This window comes from Brachyspira pilosicoli (assembly GCF_019402445.1).
GTDB classification, from domain to species: domain Bacteria; phylum Spirochaetota; class Brachyspiria; order Brachyspirales; family Brachyspiraceae; genus Brachyspira; species Brachyspira pilosicoli_B.
On sequence record NZ_SRZM01000308.1, the window covers coordinates 1 to 25,909 of the forward strand.

Annotated in this window: 24 protein-coding genes and 1 rRNA gene; 17 read left to right on the top strand and 8 right to left on the bottom strand. The window is 27.8% G+C overall.

Going from position 1 to position 25,909, the window contains the following annotated elements; all coding sequences use genetic code 11:
- Positions 1-203, top strand: a 203-nt coding sequence (locus E6A48_RS09580) for a fumarylacetoacetate hydrolase family protein (protein ID WP_219709991.1), incomplete at its 5' end; no start/stop codon positions are given.
- 1 nt (position 204) lies between these two features.
- Here the strand turns inward: E6A48_RS09580 and E6A48_RS09585 are convergent.
- Entirely contained in the window at positions 205-786 is a 582-nt protein-coding gene (locus tag E6A48_RS09585; protein WP_219709992.1) for a thymidine kinase, read from the bottom strand.
- 186 nt (positions 787-972) lie between these two features.
- Between E6A48_RS09585 and E6A48_RS09590 the strand changes: the two genes are divergently transcribed.
- From E6A48_RS09590 to E6A48_RS09605, 4 genes are all read left to right on the top strand, one after another.
- A complete protein-coding gene (locus E6A48_RS09590) occupies positions 973-2,643 on the top strand; it encodes a restriction endonuclease (protein WP_219709993.1) in 1,671 nt (556 codons plus the stop codon).
- 61 nt (positions 2,644-2,704) lie between these two features.
- Positions 2,705-3,397, top strand: coding sequence for a DUF305 domain-containing protein (locus E6A48_RS09595; protein WP_219709994.1), 693 nt, complete (start codon positions 2,705-2,707; stop codon positions 3,395-3,397).
- A 155-nt stretch (positions 3,398-3,552) separates the two neighbouring features.
- Positions 3,553-4,593 (top strand): UDP-3-O-(3-hydroxymyristoyl)glucosamine N-acyltransferase, encoded by a 1,041-nt coding sequence (gene lpxD / locus E6A48_RS09600; RefSeq protein WP_219709995.1) that lies wholly within the window; start codon positions 3,553-3,555, stop codon positions 4,591-4,593.
- 1 nt (position 4,594) lies between these two features.
- Positions 4,595-5,458: a DMT family transporter gene (locus E6A48_RS09605; protein ID WP_219709996.1), complete on the top strand. Its 864-nt coding sequence runs from the start codon at positions 4,595-4,597 to the stop codon at positions 5,456-5,458.
- Between the two features lie 718 nt (positions 5,459-6,176).
- On the opposite strand, the gene mnmL is transcribed toward E6A48_RS09605, so the two are convergent.
- The 3 genes from mnmL to E6A48_RS09620 all read right to left on the bottom strand — a co-directional run bounded on the left by mnmL (position 6,177) and on the right by E6A48_RS09620 (position 8,665).
- The gene (gene mnmL, locus E6A48_RS09610) at positions 6,177-7,109 is read right to left on the bottom strand and encodes a tRNA modification radical SAM protein MnmL/YtqA (protein ID WP_219709997.1); all 933 of its coding nucleotides are present in this window, start codon (positions 7,107-7,109) and stop codon (positions 6,177-6,179) included.
- Positions 7,110-7,111: 2 nt separating this feature from the next.
- On the bottom strand, positions 7,112-7,597 hold the full coding sequence (gene smpB / locus E6A48_RS09615) for an SsrA-binding protein SmpB (protein ID WP_147732210.1): 486 nt from the start codon (positions 7,595-7,597) through the stop codon (positions 7,112-7,114).
- Positions 7,598-7,675: 78 nt separating this feature from the next.
- Positions 7,676-8,665, bottom strand: coding sequence for a LacI family DNA-binding transcriptional regulator (locus E6A48_RS09620; protein WP_219709998.1), 990 nt, complete (start codon positions 8,663-8,665; stop codon positions 7,676-7,678).
- A 184-nt stretch (positions 8,666-8,849) separates the two neighbouring features.
- Between E6A48_RS09620 and E6A48_RS09625 the strand changes: the two genes are divergently transcribed.
- The 7 genes from E6A48_RS09625 (at position 8,850) to E6A48_RS09655 (ending at position 15,789) form a co-directional block, all read left to right on the top strand.
- Positions 8,850-9,779 carry a nucleoside hydrolase gene (locus E6A48_RS09625; protein ID WP_219709999.1) on the top strand — a complete coding sequence of 310 codons (930 nt, stop codon included), beginning with the start codon at positions 8,850-8,852 and terminating at the stop codon, positions 9,777-9,779.
- A 10-nt stretch (positions 9,780-9,789) separates the two neighbouring features.
- A complete protein-coding gene (locus E6A48_RS09630; protein ID WP_219710000.1) occupies positions 9,790-11,415 on the top strand; it encodes a nucleoside transporter C-terminal domain-containing protein in 1,626 nt (541 codons plus the stop codon).
- Complete coding sequence (locus E6A48_RS09635) at positions 11,415-12,278, top strand: DMT family transporter (RefSeq protein ID WP_219710001.1); 864 nt, start codon at positions 11,415-11,417, stop codon at positions 12,276-12,278. The genes E6A48_RS09630 and E6A48_RS09635 overlap by 1 nt, the downstream gene beginning before the upstream one ends.
- Before the next feature lie 11 nt (positions 12,279-12,289).
- Entirely contained in the window at positions 12,290-13,159 is an 870-nt protein-coding gene (rbsK, locus tag E6A48_RS09640; RefSeq protein ID WP_219710002.1) for a ribokinase, read from the top strand.
- A gap of 170 nt (positions 13,160-13,329) precedes the next feature.
- The gene (locus E6A48_RS09645) at positions 13,330-13,524 is read left to right on the top strand and encodes a hypothetical protein (protein WP_219710003.1); all 195 of its coding nucleotides are present in this window, start codon (positions 13,330-13,332) and stop codon (positions 13,522-13,524) included.
- Between the two features lie 59 nt (positions 13,525-13,583).
- Positions 13,584-14,078, top strand: a complete 495-nt coding sequence (locus tag E6A48_RS09650; protein ID WP_219710004.1) for a Spy/CpxP family protein refolding chaperone — start codon at positions 13,584-13,586, stop codon at positions 14,076-14,078.
- Positions 14,079-14,259: 181 nt separating this feature from the next.
- Positions 14,260-15,789 (top strand): vWA domain-containing protein, encoded by a 1,530-nt coding sequence (locus tag E6A48_RS09655; RefSeq protein WP_219710005.1) that lies wholly within the window; start codon positions 14,260-14,262, stop codon positions 15,787-15,789.
- Positions 15,790-15,957: 168 nt separating this feature from the next.
- Here the strand turns inward: E6A48_RS09655 and E6A48_RS09660 are convergent, their stop codons facing one another.
- Together E6A48_RS09660 and E6A48_RS09665 are read right to left on the bottom strand one after the other, a co-directional pair.
- Entirely contained in the window at positions 15,958-16,287 is a 330-nt protein-coding gene (locus E6A48_RS09660; RefSeq protein WP_219710006.1) for a cupin domain-containing protein, read from the bottom strand.
- Positions 16,288-16,441: 154 nt separating this feature from the next.
- Positions 16,442-17,954: ribosomal RNA gene (locus E6A48_RS09665) — 16S ribosomal RNA — on the bottom strand.
- A 569-nt stretch (positions 17,955-18,523) separates the two neighbouring features.
- On the opposite strand from E6A48_RS09665, the gene E6A48_RS09670 reads away from it, so the two are divergent.
- The 4 genes from E6A48_RS09670 to E6A48_RS09685 all read left to right on the top strand — a co-directional run bounded on the left by E6A48_RS09670 (position 18,524) and on the right by E6A48_RS09685 (position 23,367).
- Complete coding sequence (locus E6A48_RS09670; protein WP_219710007.1) at positions 18,524-19,276, top strand: hypothetical protein; 753 nt, start codon at positions 18,524-18,526, stop codon at positions 19,274-19,276.
- 5 nt (positions 19,277-19,281) lie between these two features.
- Positions 19,282-21,444: a hypothetical protein gene (locus tag E6A48_RS09675; protein WP_219710008.1), complete on the top strand. Its 2,163-nt coding sequence runs from the start codon at positions 19,282-19,284 to the stop codon at positions 21,442-21,444.
- Positions 21,444-21,821: a YkgJ family cysteine cluster protein gene (locus tag E6A48_RS09680; protein WP_219710009.1), complete on the top strand. Its 378-nt coding sequence runs from the start codon at positions 21,444-21,446 to the stop codon at positions 21,819-21,821. Before E6A48_RS09675 ends, E6A48_RS09680 begins: the two co-directional genes overlap by 1 nt.
- Before the next feature lie 94 nt (positions 21,822-21,915).
- Entirely contained in the window at positions 21,916-23,367 is a 1,452-nt protein-coding gene (locus tag E6A48_RS09685) for an HD-GYP domain-containing protein (RefSeq protein WP_219710010.1), read from the top strand.
- 557 nt (positions 23,368-23,924) lie between these two features.
- Here E6A48_RS09685 and E6A48_RS09690 read toward each other — a convergent pair.
- The gene (locus E6A48_RS09690) at positions 23,925-24,248 is read right to left on the bottom strand and encodes a hypothetical protein (RefSeq protein ID WP_219710011.1); all 324 of its coding nucleotides are present in this window, start codon (positions 24,246-24,248) and stop codon (positions 23,925-23,927) included.
- A complete protein-coding gene (locus E6A48_RS09695) occupies positions 24,245-24,721 on the bottom strand; it encodes a chemotaxis protein CheX (RefSeq protein ID WP_219710012.1) in 477 nt (158 codons plus the stop codon). The genes E6A48_RS09690 and E6A48_RS09695 overlap by 4 nt, the downstream gene beginning before the upstream one ends.
- A 236-nt stretch (positions 24,722-24,957) precedes the next feature.
- On the opposite strand from E6A48_RS09695, the gene E6A48_RS09700 reads away from it, so the two are divergent.
- On the top strand, positions 24,958-25,909 hold a 952-nt coding region (locus tag E6A48_RS09700), incomplete at its 3' end, for a threonine aldolase family protein (RefSeq protein WP_219710013.1).

A 25,909-nucleotide genomic window follows, 5' to 3' on the forward strand; every position in this document is an offset into this window, starting at 1 on the left:
ATACAAAACATATGATACATAATATATATGAATTAGTAAGCGATATATCTAAAGGAATGACACTAGAACCAGGAGATATAATAGCAACCGGCACACCTTCTGGAGTTGGTATGGGATTTAATCCTCCTAAATATATGAAAAATGGTGATAGAATAACTTGCTATATAGAAAATATTGGTGAGCTCACTAATTATGTTAAATAAATTATAAGTTTAATTTAACTTCATCTTCACCCTCATAGCAATACCTGCATACGCATTTATATATATCATCTCCTATCACTATTCTATCAACATCTTTAACTATTCTTTTTGAATATATTCCCTTTCTTCCGCAATCACATTTTCCAAAAACTTTTATATGCACATCAATCAAGTCTTCTTCAATTAAACTGCTTACACTCTCCCAATAATTCCTCTTAAAGTCCATATCCAAAGAAGCTATATAAAAATCTATATTAATATTATTTCTTGAAAAATCTTTTATTAGTTTAATAAAGTCAGAAGTTTTATTTAAAAAACAAAACTCATCAATACCTACAACATCATAATTTGATAAATAATTTTCTATATTTGTAAATTTATCTTCTAATTCTTCTTCAGTTATAATATCTATTCTCTTGTCAAATACAACATTTTTATCCCTGCAAAAATATCCTCTATAAGAAATATTAGGATATATAAACAGTATCCTAATATCATTTTTTTCCATAAGTAGATAATCCAAAGTCTTTATCAAATATTTAGATTTTCCTGCAAACATAGGACCTGTTATTAAATAATTCATAGAAATATATACCTAAGTAAAAATAAGTAAAAAATTAAATAGATTTTATCAAAAAAAACACTTTTTGCAAGTAAAACTATAAAATACAAATTTATAAAAAATATTTTATAATCTTTAACTTTATTTAAAATAAAAAATAATATAAAATATTTTTGAAAAAATAGTGAAAGGACAAAGAGATAATTTATGAATAATATAGTTGTATATTTAATAACTTTAGTAGTATTAGCTTTTCTTACATTTATTTTAATAAAAAAAATAATTGCAAACAAAGATAATAAAATAGGGAAAGTATCAGGTAAATTAAGCAAAGAAAGAATATTAGAATTAAAGAAAAGAATTGCTAAAGATGAAAATGATTATGAAGCAATATACGAACTTGCAATGCTTGAAGAGAATATTGGAGAGAATGAAGAGGCTTTAAAAAAATATGAACAATTAATGGATATAGGTTATTTAAGAGGAAAAGCTCAGCTTGATGCTGCAAAAAAATTAGAAGAAAAATACTCTTCATTAGAAAATAGAGAAAATACATTAAAATATTCTGCTATTGTATTTAAAATAGACCCTAAAAATACAATATATGCTATAAAGGCTGCAACCATATTAACATACGAAGGAAATTTTAAAATAGCTTGCGATTATTTTTCTAAAGCATCATCTTCAAAAGAAGAATTCGATATTGACAATATTAAAGCAGCAGCATTTGCTTTTTATAAAGTGAAAGATTATAAAAAATCTCTTTCATTCTTAGAAATGCTATATAAAAAAATAAATAAAGAAAAAAGTAACAAAGAACTAGCTAAACAAATAGCTAAATCTTTAATTTCACTATACTTGATATCTGAAGAAATTAATATAGCAAAATCTTTTTTAGAAATAACACTTGCTGATAAATCTCATGATGATAAATATATATTTGATTTAGATAAAATATATCTATTTGTATTATATAAATTAGAAGACAATAAACAATTTAAAACATATTATGATAAATTGTATTCAATATACAAAATTCCACAATTTGACAAAAAAATATCTAATTTAATCTTTGACTTTGCATTTTATTCATATTTTTTAAGAGATATAGATTTTTCTATACAAGCTTTTAGAGCAATAAAATCATTTAACATAGAAGAATTTGGTATATACGAAATTGATAAAATATTAAGTTACTTATCTGAAATATACAAAGCATCAGACCAATTAAATAAAATAAAAGATTCAGGTTCATATTATCTTCAAAAATACAAAAATGATAATTTTGAAAACTACATTGATAAAGATTTAACAGCGTTTTGGGATAAAACAATTAATTTATGGGAAGCTTCTTTTATAGATTTTGATTATATATCAACTTTAATAGACACAAGAGCTACAATTAATACTGATGCTATATTAAATCAATTAAAAATTTCTGTAAACGAAAATAAAGCAAATACATTTAGCACTACCAATAAAATAGATAAAATATTCAAAATGAGCATGCTTGATTTTAAAAAGGTTTGCCAGAATATAATAAAAAACAAATTATCACACTCTATAGTTCAGGAATACACAGGTGAAAAAGGAAAAAATAGTTATGGAGATGAGGTAGATTATTTAGCATACAACATGAAAAGTAGCAAAAAAGATTTAACTCTAATATCTTTCAAAAGGTGGAATAATGTTGAAATTGGAGAGCTTATGATTAGAGACTTTTTAATGCTTGTTTCTGAGGCTGGTGCTAAAAATGGAATATTAATTGTACCAGTAGACCTTACAAGTAGTGCTAAAAGTTTTGTACTTCATAACAATAGAATAGAAGTTTATTCTAGGGCACAATTTAATAATTTTTTAAAAGATGAGTCTATATAATTTTACGATTTATGTAATTAAGATGTTATAATAGTAAATTTTATTAAAGGATATTTACATAATGAAAATTTTTTTAACTACAATTACTATTATAATGATGTTAGTTTTTACTGTTTCTTGTAGTCAAAAAACAGATACAACTTCTGCTGCAGAAAATAATATTTCACAAAATAATACAGCAGAAAATGCTCATAATGCACATGCTGCACATAATACTTCTGGCTCTAAGATAATAGATGCAATGCATGCTCCTATGATGGCTCAGGCTTTTGAGAAAACTAAAAATATAGATGTTGACTTTTTAGTTAATATGATACCTCATCATCAAGGTGCTATAGATTCTTCTAAAATACTTCTTGAAACTACTACAAATGAAACTCTAAAAACTTTAGCTAATAATATTATACAAGCTCAAGAAAAAGAGATAAAAGAGTTTACTGCTTTAGTAGATGAATTAAAAGCAAAAAACACAGATTATAGTGATATAGACACTGTTGCTTTTGGTAATGAAGCAGAAAAAATTATGAATGATATGATGATGGAAATGTCTATGATAGAAGTTAGTGCTGATAATGATATAGATTTCATTAAAGGAATGATACCTCATCATCAGGCTGCAGTTGATGCTTCTAAACAAATATTAGCTTCTACAAAAGATGATAAAATTAAAGAGATTGCTAATAGAATAATAGCTGACCAAGAAAAAGAAATAGCAGAGATGAACAATTTATTAACTTCATTAACATCAAAATAATAAATAATAGTAAATAATAAAAAATATTAAACGCTATGGATTTTATTATCTATAGCGTTTTTTTATTTTAAAAAATATAAATTTGCAAAAAAACATATTTGTTTATAAAATAAAATACAATAATATTTTTAAATAATTTTATAAATGGAGCTAATATGAATATTAAAGATATTGCTAATTTTTTGAATGCTATAAAAACATTAGGCGATGACAATGTTAATATAACAACACTCTCTCCTATTAATGATATATCAGAAGGCTCTATAGTTTGTGTTGATAATAATAAATATATAGAAACCGCTTTAAATAGTAAAGCGAGTGCAATTATTTTAAGAGAGGATTTAGCAAACACAATAGAAGATTTTAAAAAGAAAACTGCTATTATTCATGCAAATCCAAAAGAAGCATTTATAAAACTTCTCTATATTTTATTTGAAGATAAAAAATATACATTAGGTACAGTAGAAAGTACTGCCGTTATAAAAGATAATGCAAAAATAGATAAAGAAACCTATATAGGAGATAATGCCCATATTGGAAAGAATGTAAAAATTGCTAAAGGCAGTGTAATAGAAAGCGGAGTATTTTTGGGAGATGATGTTGAAATTGGAGAGAATTGCATCATACATTCAAATGTTTCTATACATGATAGATGCATAATAAAAAACAATGTTATAATAGGTTCATCTACTGTTATTGGTAATGATGGTTTTGGATTTTTTGAGGTTAATGGCAAACAGATGAAAATCCCTCAAAGGGGAAATGTTGTTATAGAAAATGATGTTGAGATAGGTGCTAATGTTTGTATAGACAGGGCAACTTTAGGCTCTACAATAATTAGAGAGGGCGTAAAAATAGACAACTTAGTTCAAATTGCTCATAACTGCGACATAGGAGAGCATTCTATCATTGTATCACAAGTTGGAATTGCAGGAAGCAGTAAATTGGGTCATCATTGTGTACTTGCAGGACAGGTTGGTTTGGCTGACCATGTTACTTTAGGCGACAGAGTTATATTAGGAGGACAAAGCGGTGTTATGTCTAATGTAAAAATAGAATCAAACTCTATTATGCTTGGCTCTCCTGCCCAAAATATTAACAGAGAAAAATTAAAAATGATAGCAGAGCAAAAACTTCCTGAATTAATTAGTTTGGTAGAAGAACGCTTTGATGTTAAGATAAGAAGAGCGAAATAAAATGATTAATGTACTATTAGTAATCATAGCTTCTATTGCCTATGGTTTTCTTCCAATATTTACAAAAAATATTATAAAAGAAAATTATTCATCTGTAGCTATAGTTTTTTATAGATATGCTTTTACAGCAATATTTTTATTTTTTATAATTCTAATAAGAAAAAAAAGTTTTAAAATAGATAAAAGACAATTTTTTGAATTAATTTTATTTAGTATAGTAGGGCTTGGCTTAACATTTTTCTTTTTATCGCTTTCTTTATTATATATATCAGCAGGGCTTACCAATATGATTCATTTTGGATATCCTGTTGTAGTAATTATATTAATGGCTATAGTCTATAAAGAGAAAATTAATATATTAAAAATAATCTCTGTAATTTCTGCTATTATTGGGATAGTACTCTTAACTAGGGTTGTAGAAGTGGAATCTTTTAAGGGTGTAATATATGCTTTAATAACCACAGTAACATATGGAGTTTATATTATATCAAACAAAAAGGCTTCATTTGCCAAACTTGATACTATGGTTTCGCTTTTTTATATGTCTTTGTTTGTATCTATAGTATTTTTTATATTTGGTATAGCAACTAATAGCCTAAAAATGATTGACAGCATAAATGTATTTAATAATTTTATTGCCATATCTCTGCTTTGTACAATATTTTCTTTGGGGCTTTTACTTTATGGAGTAAAACAATTAGGCTCTTCACTTGCCTCAATATTAAATATGTTTGAACCTACAACCACAGTAATAGCTTCTATATTTATCTATAATGAAACTTTAACTATTAATATATTACTAGGTTCTATTCTTGTTGTTTTGTCTACGGTGTTTATGATAATGTCGTCGAAAATAAAAAGCTAAAACATTTGCACTTTCGCGAAGCGTGCCCGAAGGGCGAAAACTTTGACGGAATCCGCACAGCGTAGCTGCGGGAAAAGTTAATAAAAAATAATTATTTTAATATATACTAAAAATTTTAAGTCTGTGAAAATTCTGTTTTTATGTTTTTTATTGCTTTAGGGGACTAGCCACCAAATACACAGATCTTTTGCGACCGTAGGAAGTGCCTTCGGTATTGCTACAAAAGAACTGCATTATTTAGATTTAAATGTTGGTATTATGCTATAGTTTATACATATTCCTAAGATATTAGCTATAATATGTGCGTTTTTTGCAACTTTTTTGAGCGACAAAAAAGTTGAATAAAAAATTATATAATAAAATATAGTTATTTTAGAATATATTGATTTGAGTTTATCAGAAAATATTTTTTAAGTTTTTTATTTTGTGGTGACGTTGCCCCATGCCCATACTTCTTTTGCCGAATAGGTACCTACTCGGTGGTGACCCAAAGAAGCAAAAGGACTGCATTAAAGAAACTAACTTTTAAGTATATCCAAAATACTACATTATTCTATATTAATACATATTCCAACATATAGAGTAAAAACACTTGCACTTTTTATTTCTTTTACAAAGTCTGCACCGCGACCGAAGGAGTACCTTCGACTGAAAGAAGTACCTTTAGGTATAGGTGCGTAGCGGCGGGAAAAAGAACAACAAAAAAATTGATAAAAATCTATAAAAACTTACAACCTTGCTTCAACTCTCTCTCTGTCATCAATTTGTTTATAGAATTAATTATTTTGCCTTTAGATTTTTTCCATTTCGGAGCTATTAAACTATCTCCTAAACTGTCTCCCATAATCCTTGAAACTATTATATCTTCTCTTAAAATAGATATAGCATCAGCCATAAGCTCTATATAAAAATCTTCATCAAGCGTAGGAAAATCATAATTTTTATACATTGCTTCAAAAGCACTACCTACTACAATATCAAGCTGATGAAACTTCACACTGTCAATTTTTAAATTAGAAATGTCCCTCACCGTTTGAAGCATCTCTTCTCTTGTTTCTAAAATTATTTTTTTTCCATCTATTTTTTTAGGCAAACCAAATATTATATGAGTTGATATTATAAGATTGCTGTAATTATTTTTTATGTTTTCTGTCATATTAGCAAACGACTCAAAATTATGTCCTCTATTTATAAAAATAGAAGTATTATCATTTGAAGATTGAAGCCCCATTTCAAGCCATATCTCTTTATTATGTTTTTTTGACAAATTATTTAATTCTAAGAGCACTGCCTCTTCAAGCATATCGCTTCTAGCCCCAAACATTAAACCTACACAATCCTCAAACTCAATTAATTTATTGGCATATTTAAGCGATTCTGATGAAGCTAATTTTGATAATGGAGTGCCAAGCTGAAAATAAGCATAATATTTTTTGTATCTGTTTTTATAATTATTTATGCCATTTATCCATTGATTTTTTATATCATCTTCTTCTACATACGGAGGTTTATAACTATTTAAATTGCAAAATCTGCATCCTCCATTATTAGCCTTATGAGCACAGCCAAAATCTGTGTCTATAGAAATTTTACCAACCTTAAAACCGAATTTCTTTTTTACATAATCAGAAAAACTATAATAATTTTGCATATCTATCTTTTAATATATCTTTCCATCTCTCTGTCTAATGCTTTTTTCTTGAGAGTCTCTCTCTTATCATGAAGCTTCTTACCTTTAGCCAAAGCTAGTTCAACTTTAACTTTTCCTCTGCTAAAATATAAACTAATAGGAATTAAAGTAAGTCCCTGTTCTTTTATTTTACCATAAAGTCTTTTAATCTCTCTTTTTTTCATTAGAAGCTTTCTTTCACGCAAAGGGTCATGATTATTCCTGTTGCCAAAATGATATGGAGAAATATGCATGTTCACTATAAAAAGCTCACCCTTTTTAAAAGAAGCATAAGAATCAGACATATTAACTCCCCTATCTCTAAGAGATTTAACTTCCGTACCAAGTAAAACTATACCTGCCTCAAACTTCTCTATCACCTCATAATTAAAAAGTGCTTTTTTATTTCTTGCTATCTCTCCAGATGAAACAGCATTATTTTTTTTATCTTTTTTGTCTTTTTTAGCCATTTTTTATTTACTCTTATATGAGATTATACATAAATTGCAAAAATTGTCAAAATAAAGAAATAATTATATTGTTTTAATTTATATTTTTTTACATGAGTTTCTAATTACTATATTAGGCTGAAGTACAATATTTATATTATCTGTTATTCTCTCACTTATAATATTCAATACAGAAAGTACAGCATTTTTACCCATTTCATAAGCTTGAGAAGACACTGTAGTAAGCCCTATCATAGATGAATAAGGTATATTATCATAACCCATTAAAGATATATCATTAGGTATTGATATCCCATACTCTTCTGTTGCTTTCTTTATACCAAAACACATAACATCACATGCCGAAAATATAGCAGTATAATTAAGCTTAGATTTTATAATCTCTTTCATTTGCTCATAGCTTTCATCAAAATTAAAATTTGCTATTTTTTTATATTTAGTATTGTCAAAATCTATATTATTATCATTCAATGCCTTTATAAATCCATCAAATCTTTCTTTCTCTGTACTAATATCTTGAGGACCAGCCATATATATAATATTTTTATGCCCCAAATCTATTAAATATTTAGTGGCATTATAAGCCCCTATTTTGTTATCAGAACCAACATAATTTATATTATTAAACTCTACTTTTCTATCTAAAAAAACAATTGGTAAATTAGAATTATTAATTATATCATTAAAATATTCTGTACTTCCTACAGATGGTATTATAATATATCCTGATACTCCAATATTTGTTATATCTTTAAAATTTGATATATCTCTATTTTCTTTAAACTGAGAAAGTATAATATGATACCCATAAAGATTAGCAGTATTTTCTATTCCTTCAATTATATTTGCAAAAAAAGGATTTGTAATATCTGGAATAATTACTGATATAATTTGTTTATTTTTCGTGTTTTTCTTTAAATTATACCCATCAGAATTAATAATTTTATTTATTTTATTTTTTATTTTTTCATCAACACTGCTGTTTCCATTCAATACCCTAGAAACAGTCGCCACAGAAACATTTGCTTTTTTCGCTATATAACTTAATGTTATTTTCTTATCATTCATAATATATAAATCATGCTAATTAAGATTTTTTATTACTATAATACATGAAGTTTAATTTGTCAATATAATTTTGATACACAGTTATTTTACAGAAAAATTTCAGAAAATTTTCTGTAAAAAATTGACTTCATAACAAACTTGACTATACTTTATTAATATAAAAAATAAACATAGGATATAAATTATGATTAATGATAATAAAATCTATTGGGTTGATACAGATGCTGGTGTAGATGATGCTGTTGCTATACTATGGGCATTAAATAATAATTTTAATATTGTTGGATTTAGCACTGTTGCTGGTAATTTAGCTGTAGAATCTACAGTTAGAAATGTATGTGCTTTATTAGAATATAGCAAAAAAGATATACCTGTATATTATGGGGCCTCATATGCAACTATAGGCGGACATATAGATGCTTCTCATATACATGGTGTAAATTTAGGTCCTATAGTAATAGATAAAGAGTATAAAGCAAAAGAACATGTATTTAATGGTCTTATTAACTTCTTTGAAAACACTGATGAAAAATTAAATATTATCACATTAGGACCACTTACAAATATAAGTACATTTTTAATGCATTTCCCAAAATATAAAGAGAGAATAGAATGTTTATATATTATGGGGGGTGGAAGTTTTGGTAATATGACAGCTTATGGTGAATTTAATATTTATGCTGATGTTGAAGCTGCACATTTCGTTTTTAATCAAAATATGAATATAGTTCTAAGTGATTTAGATATCACAGACCATTATGCTTATTTTACAAAAGAAGATATTGATTCTTATTTAAAAGGCAGAAGTTTAGATAATTGGATAGAACAATTATTAAATTTTAGAATATCAAAAAGTGCCTTACCTCATGCCGCAAGAATATATGATGTTCTTCCTTTTATGTATATAAAATATCCTGATTATTTTACAACTAATGAAGTATATGTAGATGTTCAATTAAGCGGAAAAATGAGAGGGTTTACTGCTTATGATTATGAGGGAATGAGAATAACAAATTATTTATTTCCAGAAAAAGATATAAGAAAAGTAAAAAGATTATTAACAATCGATAAAAATATTTATATAGATACATTATTAAAAACATTTTTAAGATAAGGATAATATTATGCAATTTACAGGCTTTTTAGGTGTTGCTTTATTTTGTTTAATAGGTTTTTTATTTTCTAGAAACAAAAAAGCTATTGATTGGAAGTTAGTTATTTGGGGTATAGTTATGCAATTTATTATTGCAGCTATAATATTAGGCAAGGGATTAATAAGTTTAATACCATTTTTTATATGGATATGGGCTATAGCTTGGTATAATTTAGATGTATTTATTTTTAGAGAAAAAAAATTAAATATAATTGTTAGTGGGGTAGCATCATTAGTTCTTACAGGTATTGTTATAGGTATAACATATTTACTTGGAGGAGATATATCTTCATTATTGCTTTCAATAATTTGGTATCTTTTTATAATTGTTGGAGTTGTGAGAGTTACTTTACTATCTTTTGGCAAAGATATAAAATTATATAAACATTGGTCAAATATAGCTGGATTTTTATTATGCGGTATAATATTTGGTAATTTATTAGCTAATGGAAAAACAGGTGCTGACTTTTTTGGCTCAATAGGTGATGCTATAACTTCATTTTTAAAATTTGCTTCTTTAGGTGGTGAGTTTATATTCGGCAAATTATATACTGGAGCAGTAGGCTGGGTATTTATTATAGATGTTGGTGTTGCTACAATATTCTTTATAGCTTTTGTTGGACTATTAGAAAGTGTTGGATTAATGAATCAAATTATTATAAGTATAGCTAGATTTGTAGACTGGAATATGAAAGGAATGGGAATTAAACCATTAAGTGGTGCTGAAACTCTCGTTGCTATTTCTAGTATTCCTATGGGAGGAGATAATTTACTTCTCATAAAAAATTATTTAAGCACTTTAACAAGGTCTGAAATATCATTATCTATATCAGCTATAATGGCTACTATATCAGCTAGTTTGTTTGCTGCATTTGTGTCATTAGGTATTTCACCAGTGCATTTGTTGGCTGCTAGTGCTATGAGTGTACCTGCTGTTATTGTTGTATCAAAAATATGTTATCCTGAAGTAGATAATCCAGTTACTAGAGGACAGGATATAGAAGTAGTAAAAGATGCTAATTATGGTAAACCTATGAATGCAATTATGGATAGTATAAATAATGCAATTCAAACAGTATTAATAATGGCTGGAAGTTTGGTTGTATTTATATCTTTGATAGGGGTATTTGATAGTATACTTGGACGTTTAGATGCTTATGTTGATGGTCAATTATTACATGGAATTAAAAATATATATGGTGAATATAATGGATTTGTACCTGGAAGTTTAAAAACATTATTAGGATATATATTCTCTCCTTTGGCTTTTGCTATGGGTACTCCTGTTGAAGACATTATAAAAATGGGATATTTAATGGGAACTAAACTTTCTATTAATGAATTTGTTGCTTTTACACAACTTGGTGAATTCATAAAAAGCAATGCTTTAACAGAGAAATCTATTATAATAGCAAGTTTTGCTTTGTGCGGATATGCTAACCCTGGTACTGTAGCTATGAATTTGGGTAAGGTACTACCTTTTTCTGGAAACAACAGGGAAAACTATATTAATTTAGCATTTAAAACTATGTTTATAGGAGCAGCTGCTTCTTGGATGACAGCAGCCATTGCTGGAATAATATCAGGATTAATATAATGTATTATATTATAATGTTTATAGCAACGACTATCTTTGCATCTATTGCTTGGGTAGCTAATTATTCAAAAGATATGGGATGGTCGTTGTTTTTCTTAGCATCTATAAGTTATTTTATAGCTTTTTGTGTATTTGCTTTACTTTGTATATTTAAGAAAAAGCCTATGTTTGATGCAGGTATGTGGAAAGACGGTCTTAAACCTGTAATCATATTATTAGTAGGAAATATGTCATTGAATGTTGCTGTTTTTATGACAACACCTGAAAAAATTGGATTTTTAGTTGGACTTACAGTAATAATTGTTCCTATACTAGATTTTTTTATGTATAAAGTAAAGATACCAAAACTTATATATCCAAGTTTAATATTTGCTTTTATAGGCAATTTTATATTAAACTATAATAAAGAAATGAAAATATTTTCTTTTGGGCTTGGAGAAGTTTTATCTTTAGCAACTACAGTATGTTATGCTTTATCTATTATATGGATAGGAAGATGTGCAAGGTCTTTTGGTTTTGAATCATTTGGTTTCATACAAAGTTTAGTTAGTTCTATAGGTTATTTTATAGCATCGTTAATTACTGGAAGTATTCATTCTATAGCTAATTTGCCTTTATATCCTATATTATTTTATGGCATAGGTTCTTATGTATTAGGTAATGCATGTCAATTTGTTGCTCAGAAAAATTTATCTCCTATAATTTCAGCTTTGATTATGGCTACACAACCAATAGTTGGTGTTATAATAGGGATATTATTTTTTAATTTTAGTATTACAATGTCAATATGTATATCTGGTTTCTTTTTCTTCATTGCTAGTGTAATGGGAGTAATTGCCAATAATAAGACGTCTAAAGAATAAGGAATATAAATATGAGTAAAAAAATTTTGGTTATAGGAAGCATTAATAAAGATTTGGTTACAACAACTCCGCGTTTTCCTAAAGAGGGTGAAACTATACTCGGTAATAATTTTTATACTACTAATGGAGGTAAAGGAGCTAATCAGGCATGTGCCATAGGTAAATTAGGTGGCAATGTAAGTATGTTAGGGGCTGTTGGAGATGATAGTTTTGCTAAAGATTTATCAAATGCTTTGTTTTCTAATAATGTTAATATAGATAATTTATTAATAAAAAATAATGTTTCTACAGGCATAGCAGTTATTACAGTTACTAATGATGGGGCTAACAATATTATAGTAGTACAAGGGGCTAATGGTTTAATTACAAAAGATGATATCAAAGAAAAATTAATTGCATCATTTGATATAATAGTTATGCAATTAGAAATACCTTTAGAAATAGCAAAATACGCTGCATCTATTGCTAGAAAACTTGGTAAAATTGTAGTATTAAATCCTTCACCTGCTGTAAAGCTTGATAAAGATTTTTTAAGCTGCGTAGATATACTAATTCCTAATGAAACAGAAATAGACATTATAGGTGGTATAGATTATGTTATTGAATGTGGTGTAAAAAATATAATACTTACTTTAGGTGCTGATGGATGCGATTTAATAACAAAACAAAATAGAAAACATTTTGATGCTTATGATGTTAATGTTGTTGATACCACTGCTGCTGGAGACAGTTTTTTAGGTGGGGTTGTGAGAATGATTGCTGACGATAAAACTATTGAAGAGGCTATTGAATTCGCTACTAAAGTTTCTAACATAACAGTTACAAGAAAAGGAGCAATAGATTCTATACCTACATATAATGAAGTAATCGATAACTATTAATAATGAATAATTAATGTTCTATATTAAAGAGTGCTTTTTAAAAAAGGCACTCTTTTTTATACCATGGTATAGTATATAAAAAAATTCATTTTTTTTATTTTTTTGGGAACTTTTATTTTTTTTGTACGTCTAATAAAGCATAAGAAAACAAAAAGGTTTCTATAGCAATTATGGTATTTGGTTCTGTATCTTTATTTGGATATGGTAGAGGCTATGGAATGGGTTATGGCAGAGGTTATGGTATGGGTTGTAATTATGGATACAATGCTAGATACAATAATCAAGGATATGAAGGCAGATATTACAACCAAAGATTTAATGGATACAACGGATGTTATTATTATAACAACCCATATGTTAAATAATAAAATAAAAAAATAATAATAAAATAAATAAAAAACACACAACTAAAGGAGAATTAAAAATGAAAAACATTAACAAAAAAGTATTAATATTAGTTTCTATAGCTATAATGGTATTTGGCTCTGTATCTTTATTCGGACAATATGGTAGAGGTTATGGAATGGGTTATGGTAGAGGATACGGTAGAGGTTATGGTATGGGCTGCGGTTATGGCAGAGGTTACGGAAGAGGTTACGGTATGGGTTGTAATTATGGTTATGGCAGAGGATATGGTGCAGGTTATGGTTACGGAAGAGGTTATGGATACAACAACCTTACTCAAGAGCAAATTAACCAAATACAATCTATAGAAAGTAAATATTTCCCTCAAATAGATGATTTGAGAAGAGAAGCTTATAACAAAACTCAAACTATAAATTTGGAAATGAGCAAACAAAACCCTGACCAAAATGCTATAAATAAAGCTATAGATGATAGAGCTAAAACTTTATCTGATTTAGACAAATTAAGAACAGAGTTTTTCTTAGAAATAGATAAAGTGTTTCAAGTAAAATAATAAAATATTTATAGCTAAAATAAAAATACCTGCATATTACTATGTGGGTATTTTTTTATTTTAAATAAAAGATTTTCAATATTAATTTTTTATAAAACCAAGAATTTTTAAAATTCAATTAACATAACAATAGATATTTATAAATAATAGAGCCGATAATAAATTATAGAGGTTTTAAACAATGAGAAGATTTTTATTTATTATTTTATCGGTACTATTTTTTAGTGCTTTAGAAAATTTATATTGTCAATACACAGAAATTACACAAGATGATATTATTATAGAAAAATTAGTTACAGGATATCAAATAAATATAAGAAAAAAAAATAATATAGACAATATAAGACTACTATTTAAATTACAAAATAATAAATACTCATACCTTTATCTAAATCAATCATCTGATGCTAATTCATTAATAAATATTGATAAAGTATCAATACATAATAAATTAGGAACAGTCTTACAAGAATCTATAGGCGAATCAGTATATTTAGATACAAATAATGGAAATGCAAGAATTTTACTAGCAGACAATATGGAACTTATATTAGAAGCATTAGATAATAATGGAAATATTGTAACAGATTCAAAATTTTTATTCAAAATTGATAATAATAAAAAAACTAACCCTATAATAACATTAAGAAATGTAGAAAAAGAAGGAGATTTATACGCGTTTTATCTTTACTATTCTGGTGGAGAAAATGGTAAATATGCTTTTTATGTGAGAGAGGGTTTAACTAATACTACATATAAATTAATTAAAACTTCATTAAATTATGCAGTAAAAGCAGATAATAATGGAATAGTACTAGAGGATACATATAACAGCAAAATAGGAAAACAATTATATATAAAAGCTTATTTTAGAAAATTACCAGAAGATAGATATTTATCATTTAATGTGTTTAATACCAAAGGAGAGACTTTTACTTACCCTATAGATTATATAATCGAAAATAAAATAACAAACAACATCACAAACACTACAACAACTACAGAAGAAAAAGTTAATGTTCCTCCTATAATAGAACCTCCTACTCAAGAAATTATAGAATTAAATACAAATGAAATGATAGTGAGAAAAAATCAAATAAATAATAATATAGAAAGAAATTTCTTTGATGGTGAGGCAATAGATTCTTTAAATAAAGCTAGTGAATTAAAAAGTCATTATGCTGATGATGAAAAAGATTTGAATGCTCAAGTTTATAATATTATAAATAAATATAACTCAGCAGTAGATTTAGTATTAGTACTAGACACAACAGAAAGTATGCATCCATATTTAACTTCAATAAAAGAAGAAATAAAATCTATAAGCAAACAAGTATTTAAAAAAGATATTAATTCAAGAATTGGTTTTTTGCTTTATAGAGATGTAAAAGATACATACCTCACTAAAAAAATAGATTTTGATAATAATATAAATAAAATATATAGAGATGTTAATTACTTTTATGCTAGCGGAGGCGGAGATAAAGCAGAACCTATGTATGAAGCAATACAAAAAGCTTTAGAAGATTTTGATTATAAAAATGAAAATAAAGTAGTAATAGTAATTACAGATGCCCCTGCCAAAGTTATAGGTAAAGCCAACGCTGATACAAACAAAAAAACTGCAAAAGAAAAAAACATTGAAATAGAATATATACTTGTAAAAGAAATAAAAAGAAATTCAGACGATATAGAAAAACCAATATTTTAATTAATTTTTATAATTTTGTAATATAAATAATAATATAATTGAAATGTTATTTATAACTCCATATTATATATGGATTGTTATTTTATTTTAAATTTATTTTTTATTATATGCTTAATCAGTTTTAGATGCTGTTATTTATATTTTTAGTATAATAATATTTATATAAAATCATTTATTCAAAAAATCTTGTCTTTTAGGTGTGAATGTGTCTAAAAGTTTACCTTTCTTAATACATTTACATCCATGAGAAATATTTTTATCAAAATGCATACTATCTCCAGACTTGCATAAATATTTCTCTCCATTAATTGTAAATTCAAACTCACCATCTATAATATAAGTAATTTGTTCATGGTTATCATGAGAATGAGTTTCAGCTATAGCTCCTTCATCAAATTCCATATAAACAGTCATAAGATTATCAGAGTAAACTAATATTTTTCTTTTAAGTCCATTTCCTAAATCTTTTAATTCTGTTTTATTAAAGTCCTGATACATAAAAACTCCTTTAAGTAATTATATAGAAGTTTATATAAAATATTTAAGACACAAAAAAACCAGCCGAGTAGGCTAGTTATTAACGAGGTATAGATATATAAAAGTTCTTTCAAATATGAATAGCAGTAAGAGTTTAAAAGGACAAACTCCGAATAAAGGAGGTGATCCAGCCACACCTTCCGGTACGGCTGCCTTGTTACGACTTCACCCTCATCATCAGTCCCACCTTCGACGCCGCCCTCCTTGCGGTTAGGCTAACGGCTTCAGGTAAAACCAACTCCGATGGCGTGACGGGCGGTGTGTACAATCCCCGGGAACGTATTCACCGTAGCGTTCTGATCTACGATTACTAGTGATTCCAACTTCATGGAGTCGAGTTTCAGACTCCAATCCGAACTGAGGCAACTTTTTTGAGTTTTGCTCCACCTCGCGGTCTTGCTTCTCTTTGTACTTGCCATTGTAGCACGTGTGTAGCCCTGGACATAAGGGCCATGAGGACTTGACATCATCCCCACCTTCCTCCTACTTGAACGTAGGCAGTCCCCTAAGAGTGCTCGACATTACTCGGTAGCAACAGAGGGTGAGGGTTGCGCTCGTTGCGGGACTTAACCCAACATCTCACGACACGAGCTGACGACAGCCATGCAGCACCTATGTTAAACGTCCTTGCGGTCTGACTTATCTCTAAATCATTCATCTAACAATTCAAACCCAGGTAAGGTTTTTCGCGTATCATCGAATTAAACCACATGCTCCACCACTTGTGCGGGGACCCGTCAATTTCTTTGAGTTTCACCCTTGCGGGCATACTCCTCAGGCGGTACACTTAAGACGTTAGCTACGGCACTCCTATTTAAATAGAAGCACCTAGTGTACAACGTTTACGGCTAGGACTACCAGGGTATCTAAGCCTGTTTGCTCCCCTAGCTTTCGTGATTCAGCGTCGATAAATGCCCAGATGACTGCCTTCGCTATAGGTGTTCCTCTCGATATCTGCGCATTCCACCGCTACACCGAGAATTCCATCATCCCCTACAATATCCAAGATCTACAGTATCCGAGGCGTTCCCGAAGTTGAGCTTCGGTCTTTCACCTTAGACTTATAAATCCGCCTACTCACCCTTTACGCCCAGTAAATCCGAGCAACGTTTGCCTCCTACGTATTACCGCGGCTGCTGGCACGTAGTTAGCCGAGGCTTACATTATCTACTGTCACTCATTCTTCGATAATTTCCGAGGTTTACAACCCGAAGGCCTTCATCCCTCACGCGATGTCGCTCCATCAGACTTTCGTCCATTGTGGAAGATTCTCAGCTGCTGCCTCCCGTAGGAGTCTGGGCCGTATCTCAGTCCCAATGTGGCCGGTCACCCTCTCAGGTCGGCTACCTATCGTAGCTTTGGTAGGCCATTACCCTACCAACAGGCTAATAGGCCGCAGGCTCATCGTGAAGCGAAAAAACTTTCCTCTACTCTACTTATGTAGCAAGAGTATATGCGGTATTAGTCCATGTTTCCATGGGTTATCCCCCACTTCACGGCAGATTACCTACGTGTTACTCACCAGTTCGCCGCTAACTTATCCAGTTGCCCGAATAAGCCCGCTCGACTTGCATGCTTAAGACGCATCGCCAACGTTCGCTCTGAGCCAGAATCAAACTCTCCATACTCACTTTTCAGTGAATCGTTTTCGATTCTTTATTTTATCACTTTACTAAGTGATGATTTACTTTTTTGCAAAGAAATTGTTACTTATTGTAACGCGTTTAGGTCTCCGAACTTAATTAAAAGTTCGTTTACACCAGTTGTGTTTTGTTTTATTAAACTAGCTTCTGCTATCCATATTTCAAAGAACTTTTGTTTCAAGCGATTTTTTTATTTCTCATCGTTTGTTTTATTATTATAGCACGAGTGCGATAAATAGCAATAGGGTTTTAAGCTGATTTTTTGAATTTTTTTATCTTTTTATCTAAATTAAGCTATATACACTACATTTTGTACATATTTTTAAACCCAAATTCCTAAAACTAAAAATTAACCCCAAATTCAACCCAAATTCCGCCATAAATTCTTCTAAAAATAGCGGTTTTTAAGAAAAAATTAACTTCTAAAATCATTTTTAACACATATTTACTAAAATAAATTGATAAAAATTTAATAATTATAAATTTTTTTCCTAAGCTTGATTTTATATCAATTCTAATGTATTATAGTATCCTATAATAATCGGAGAAGTATTTTGGAAACAATGTTAGATATCATAAATAAGGTACAATTAGAGAGTATCAAAAACCTAGATAAGGATACTTTTATATCAATAGCTAATTTATGCTCTTTCATACCAAAATCTCTAACAGAAAATAACAAATGGAAAAAACTTCCTCTATCTGCTAAAGAAGTATATAGAGTTTTAGTTGCTAATTATGACTACGAAAACGGTATAGCAAAAACTACTCACTCTCAAATGCTTAATGAAGCTGGAATTGGCGGAAATGCTACTATAGTAAAATCTTTAGATACTCTAGAAGAAAATAATTTTATTACTAGAGTTGAATCTAAAGTAAAAAGCCATTATTATCTTATGCCGTATCAAGAAAAGTTTTTTGCTGATATGTGCCGTTTTACTCCAAGAGATTTTTCTGTGCTGTACACTATAAACAAAAAAGTAAAAAAAGAACAGCAAGTTAAACAAGCTATAGATAAATTATTCTTTAAAGTTTGTTATAAATTAAGCTATCTTGGTATAGATAATCCGCAAAAACTAATAGAAAAATACTCTTCCGATGGATATAAATTAAGAATAATACAATTTATGGCTGATTCGGTTTATATAGTTCAAAAGTATAATCTAAACAATGACAATATAGACCTAAATAAATATCTTATAGATTTATTAAAAAAAGGAAATATTAAAGAAAACATATTTGATAATGATAAAATGAATACTATAAGAAATATAATAATAAAAAATAAACAAAATATTACAGAGTAAAAAATATGGCAACAAAAAAAACAACAAATAAAGAAGAAGCAAAAAAATCTACTGTAGCTAAAAAAACAACTACAGCAAAAAAAACTACTAGTAAAGAAACAGCAGCTAAAAGTTCTGCAAAAGAAACTACTACAGCAAAGAAAACAGCTGCAAGTGTTAAAAAAACTGATACTGCTAAAAAAGATGCTCCTAGAAAAACTGAATCATCTGTAAAGAAGACTAGCACAGTCAAAAAAACAGTTTCTGCTACTAATAAAGAAACTACTACAGCAAAAAAAACTACTGCAAGCATTAAAAAGACTGATACTGCAAAAAAAGATACCCCAGCAAAAACTGAAACAAAAAAAACTGTATCTCCTTTGACTTCTTTAAAAAAAGATAATACACAAAAAACAATAGATAATATCTTCAAAAAAATGGCTGCTAAAGATGATGCCGAAAAAACTTCAACAACATCAAAAGAAACAGCATTTACTCCATTAAGAACATCATCAACTATAAGAAAAATAGAGCCAATAAAAACAACTGAAAAACCTTCTGAAAGAGAATCTATTACTTTACTAAAAGAAGCTATAAGAGCTAAATCTAAAAATGTTTCAAAACCAATAGTGGCAAAAAAACATTTAGTGGTAACAGATGATAAAGTTGTTGAAGAAGAAACAACTAATAAAGAAATAAATAACGATACAAAAAATAATGAAAATATTTTTAATAAAACAAGTGATATAGTAAACAATGTACTTAACAAAAAAGAAAATGATATAATTCTTAAAGAAAATAATGATAAGCCTCAAACTTTGGAAGAGGTTGTAAAAAAATATAACTTTGATTCATTTGATAAATACAAAGAAAATGAAAATAAAATTAAAGAACCTGAAGAAATAAAAGAAGAGTTAGAAAAAATAAAAAGCGATATAGATGATATAGAACAAGTAGAGAATAAAGTTATAGATGAAAAAGTAGAAACTAAAATAGAACCAGTAAAAGAAGAAATAAAAGAGAAAGTAACTTATACTAAAGGCGATATATTTAAAAATAAAAAAGTTGTACTTCCTACAATAATGCAGCAACCTTCTAATAATGAAGAGTCAAAATTTAATCAAGAAGAAATGGATAAAGCAATAGAAAATGCTGCAGAAATAGATGATGATACTCCAGTAGAAGATTATCAAAATTATTCAAATAAAAAGTTAAAAGAATTAGAAGAAAAAGATATTAAAATTATAGAAACTGAAGAAGAATTAAAAACATCTACAATTATACCTGAAATAGAAAAAAAACCTGTAGAACCATACAAAGTTCCAGAGCATTCTATTGAAAATAAAGATGAGAAAAAATCAAATAAGCTTATACCAATTATAGGTATCATAATTATAATATTAGGTTTATCATTCTTAGGTTTCCAATTCTTAACTTCTAAAAATGATAATAATGATGATGGATTTTATAATATAGTTACAAATGAAAATATATTAAGCAATGAAAATATTAATGAAATGACTAATGATTATGATGATTTATCTGATATATCAAATATAAATGCTATAAGCAGCAATCAAAATAATCTTATAAATAATCAAAGCAACAATGCAAATAAAATTACTAATAACATTGTAACTAATAATACACCTACTAACAATATTGTTACTAATAATCAGATAAATAAAATAACAAATAATACTCAAATAAAAACAAATAATATTCAAACAAATACAGCAGCAGTAAAAACAAACACAATTAACACAAATGTTAATCCTCCAAAAGAGCCTGAATTACCTAATCCTCCTGTAATACCTGACCCTCCTACTCCGCCAACAACACAAAATAACAATACTCAAAACAACACTGTTTCATATATAGACGGCAATGTATATAAAACTAAATGGACAGATACTTTAACTTCTATTGCTACAAAAGAGCTTGGAGATGCTAGAAAATGGCCTATTATATTTGCTGCTAACGATAATATATTTACAGACCCAGACAAGATAGTATTTAATGTAAATATAAAAATACCTAATGACGGCAAAAAAAAAATTGAAGATATGAATCAAAATGAAAAAAAAAATCTATATGATGCTTATATAAAAGTGGCTAATAGATATATTGAACTTGGCAAAACTAATATGGCTAATATAGTAAGAAATGCCGCTAACAACATAAAATAATGAAAAAAACTAAAAAGAAAAATGATATATTAGAATTCTCTTGTACAGGTTGTGGATTATGCTGTAAAGAAAATGGATATATATATTTTTCTTTAGAAGATATAAAAAAAGCCTCAGATTATTTAAATATCAATCCTCTTGTGTTTATAAGTAAATATTTAAAACACAGCTATTCATTGGAATATCATATAAAAGTTGATGAAGAAAATCAATGTCCTTTTTTAGATGAAAATAATAAATGTATTATAAATGATGCTAAACCAAAACAATGCAGTACTTTTCCATATTGGAATGAATATATTGATAAAAATGGAAATTTAATATCTGGAAAATTCAATAGACCTTGCCCTGGTGTTAAAGTAAAAAAGAAAAAATAATATAAATTTTATAAAAAAATAGTAGTTTTATTTTTTTATAAAATATTATATACTAGAATTACACACAATTAATAATTAAGGAAAATTAATAAATATGCCTGAAGAATTAAATATAGATAAATATGTCGTTCTTAGTATAGATGAAATAAAAGAAATAAAAGATAATCTAATAGCACATAATATACCATTATTTAGAATGGATAAAGAAAATAATATAATAGCTTTTCCTACAGAGCAGTTAAGCCTTATTGTAGATAATCCAAAATATTCTAATGTAAAATTATATGCACCAAAAACTTTTTCTCATTTTATAAATGAGTTTAAATTATTAAACACAAACTCTGCAGCAACATATATAGAAACTAATAAATACGTATTTCAAACTCCAAAAGAAGCTGCTGAAGAGATGAGCAGAAAAATATCTGAAATCTCTAAAATGAGTTATAATGAAAAAGTAAATATAATTGAAACTTATAATAAAGAATTAAAAGAAATTAAAGTTGATGAGAAACATACGATAAATAGAAATACAGCACAGCAGATAGTAGATGCTGGTAATGATGTTGGGCTTATTGCTAAAGTTACTATGTTTGAGAGTATCAAAAAAATTAAGGGAAATGAGATTACACAGGATCAGGCAAAATTAGAGAATCAGGAAATTAATGATACTACTACTTCTTTAGTAAACACTATAGTTAACATGCTTTCAAAGAATTTAGAAACGCAGAAAGTTTTTACAGAATTAAGAAATTTCTCTGATGGTGGAGTAATGGCTCATTCAAATAGGGTTTTTGTTTCTTATGTAAATTTTCTTGCCTTTTATAACAATCTCATAAAAAGAAGAAATTTAATACATAGCATAAGAACCTCTTTTCCTACAGTGTATAAAAAATATTATGAGAATATGACTACCTCTTCAGAAAAATACAGAATATACGAAGACTTTAGAACTCTTGAAGACTGTATTGATAATGGTATGCGTTTTGTAGAAGAGAAAGAGATGAACTTATATTCTATAGGTGCTTTGCTTCATGATATAGGAAAAGTAAAAGATTTGGATTATTTTGAGGGTGAATCTGGAAGAGATTATGAGAGAATAAAAAAACATTTATTTAACAGCTACACTCTTGTAAGCCAAACTTCTGAATATTCTCTTGAGGTTATTTTAACAGTAGCTTTGCATCATGAATATTATGGACTTGGATATGGACCTTATGAGCGTTTATACAAATTAAAATTAGAGAAAGTTCCTAGCTTTCAGATACCAAGAATAATGTCTTATGAGGCTAAAGTAATAGATGACTGCGATGCTTTTGCTTATTTCCCTGCTAAGATGCTGGAGATAATAGATGTATATGATGCTTTAATTGACCCTGCAAGAAAATACAGAGGAGGAAAAACTTTTACTCCTGAAGAAGCTCTAAAGATTATGAAAGAAGATTTTATAGAAAAACATGTGAAGTTAGACCCTATACTTTATGATGTGTTTGTTGAGTTTTTAAGCAACTCTATAGAAAAAGATTTACTTTCTTCTAAGTTGGAATAGATTTATTAGTTACAATAAACTAAATTAAAAATATTTACAGCGATTTAATTTTTATTTATATAATTTTTTTATTTTATTCAACTTTTTCCCGCCTTAGCGGTGCGGACTTCGTCAAAGTTGCAAAAAATGCAAAATATTTTAGTTTTATATCTAAGAAATATATAAATAATATATTGTATTTTTAACTATATCTAAATTGTACTTCATAAAAATGCAGTCCTTTTGCTTCTTTGGGCCACGTCTCCGACACTCCCTTCGGTCGCAAAAGAAGTGGGGTGCTGCACGGTGTGTACTTCGTTAAGGGCAAAGCCCTGCAAATATTTTTATTTAAAAAATATTCTTTTGATATTAATTTATATTTTTGTTTTATTCAACTTTTTCCCGCTGCAAAAAGTTGCAAAAAGTACAAATTATTCAAGTTATTCAGATATACTTTGCGAAAGTGAAAATAAAAATTATATTAAATTATATTAATTTTTATTTTATATACAGTATAATTCATTAAAAATATTTTTTATAAATTTGAAAATTTTTAGTATATAGATAAGATGACTATATTAAAATCTCAATTTCTTTTTCTTTAAAAGAAGCTCTACTAAATATTTAAGCTCATATCTTGAATAATAATCTTTTACCATAGTAACGCCTCTTTTATTAAAAAAACTAAAATATTGATGCGTTTCTAATATACTTATAAGTGATTTGAAGTGTTCTTTATCTAATCTAAAACTATTTGAAACTTCTTCTATTGTGTATAGTTTTTCTTCATCTTGAAAATGTTTATTTAAAAAAATATTGGCTTTCTTTGATATTATTATTTTAGAAACTATATATTTTATAAGAAGAGTAAAAGCAAATAATATTAATAGGTAATTAATCATGATGGAGTTTGATTAAATATTATTAAGTTCATAAATATTTCACCAAGCTCTGTTTTGTAGCATATAGAAAGTATTTGGTCGTTTTCTCTCTCAAGCATAGATAATTGGTCACTCATTAATATTGCAGGAGGAGTCATATCCAAATCTATATGTTTAGTAGAAAGTTCATTTATGGCAGAGCCTGCAACCATATTAACAAACTCTTTTATAGTTGAAATAAAGATATCATCTATAACAGTAATAGATTCCATATTAAGAGCAGAAGCTAATTTAAAAGCAGTAGCCTTACTCATATTAAACATAAGTCTTCCGCTTAAATCTCCATTAATACCAATAAAAACTATAACGCCTCCAACATGATTAGCATTTCTATGTATTTTTATACTACCCTTACCAACATTAGAATTAAAATAACTCTTTAATATAACAACTGTACCTTTACTAAAAGCGTTTACAACATCTAAATCAAACATATTTTATTACCTACAATAATATTTATATATAATAATATCGGAAATTTTTTAATATTTTTTTATAAAAATAAACTCATATATAAGTAATAGTATATTAATAATATTTGATTTATCAAGTATAGTAATATTTTTTAAATCCTTGACATTATATAAAAATTGTAATATTATATTTTTATACCAAAATAGGTATATAAAACAAAAATAATTAACTTTTATTATATATCAGGAGCAACAATATGAGAGTTTACGATTTAAGAACCGACACAATAACAAAGCCTAGTGATGAAATGCGTAAAGCAATATATAATGCAGAATGCGGTGATGATGTTTATATGGAAGACCCAACAGTGAATAAACTTCAAGACATGGCAGCAGAAATTACAGGAAAAGAAAAAGCAATATTTGTTTCAAGCGGTACTATGGGTAATTTAATACCTTTATTAATATTATCTTCAAAAACAAGACAAATACTTTTGGAAGAAGAATCTCATATTGTACATTATGAACTTGGAGGAGTAGCTGCATTAGCTGGTGTTTTGCCTTTGCCAGTAAAAGCTAAAAGAGGAATATTAACAAAATCTATAATAGAAGACTACTTTTCTACTCAGCCTTATTATATGTCTAATGTAAATATAGTAGAAGTTGAAAACAGCCATAATAGGCATGGAGGAAGCGTATACCCTATAGAAGTTTTAAAAGAATTATATAGTTTTACAAAATCAAAAAACGTGCATATGCATATGGATGGAGCGAGAGTATTTAATGCTTCTATTGCTTCAAAAGCTTCAGTAAAGGAAATAGCTTCTAATACAGACTCTATCACATTCTGTTTATCAAAAGGACTCGGTGCACCTATGGGAGCTATGTTATGCGGAAAAAAAGAGTTTATAGACGAGGCTTTTAAAATTAGGAAGTTAATAGGAGGAGGATTAAGACAGATTGGTTTGATGGCTGCTGCTGGAATATATGCTTTAGAAAATAATATAGACTCATTAGAAGAAGACCATATAAAGGCTAAAAAAATTGCTTCTGCTGTAATTGAATCAAAATTGGGAGAGCTAAGTTTAGATGAAGTTGAAACTAATATTGTTATAGCAAAAACACAAAAGAAATCAATAGAGTTGGTAAATAAACTTTTGGAAAAAGGAGTAAAAGCAAGCTCTTTTGGTGATTATAAATTAAGATTTG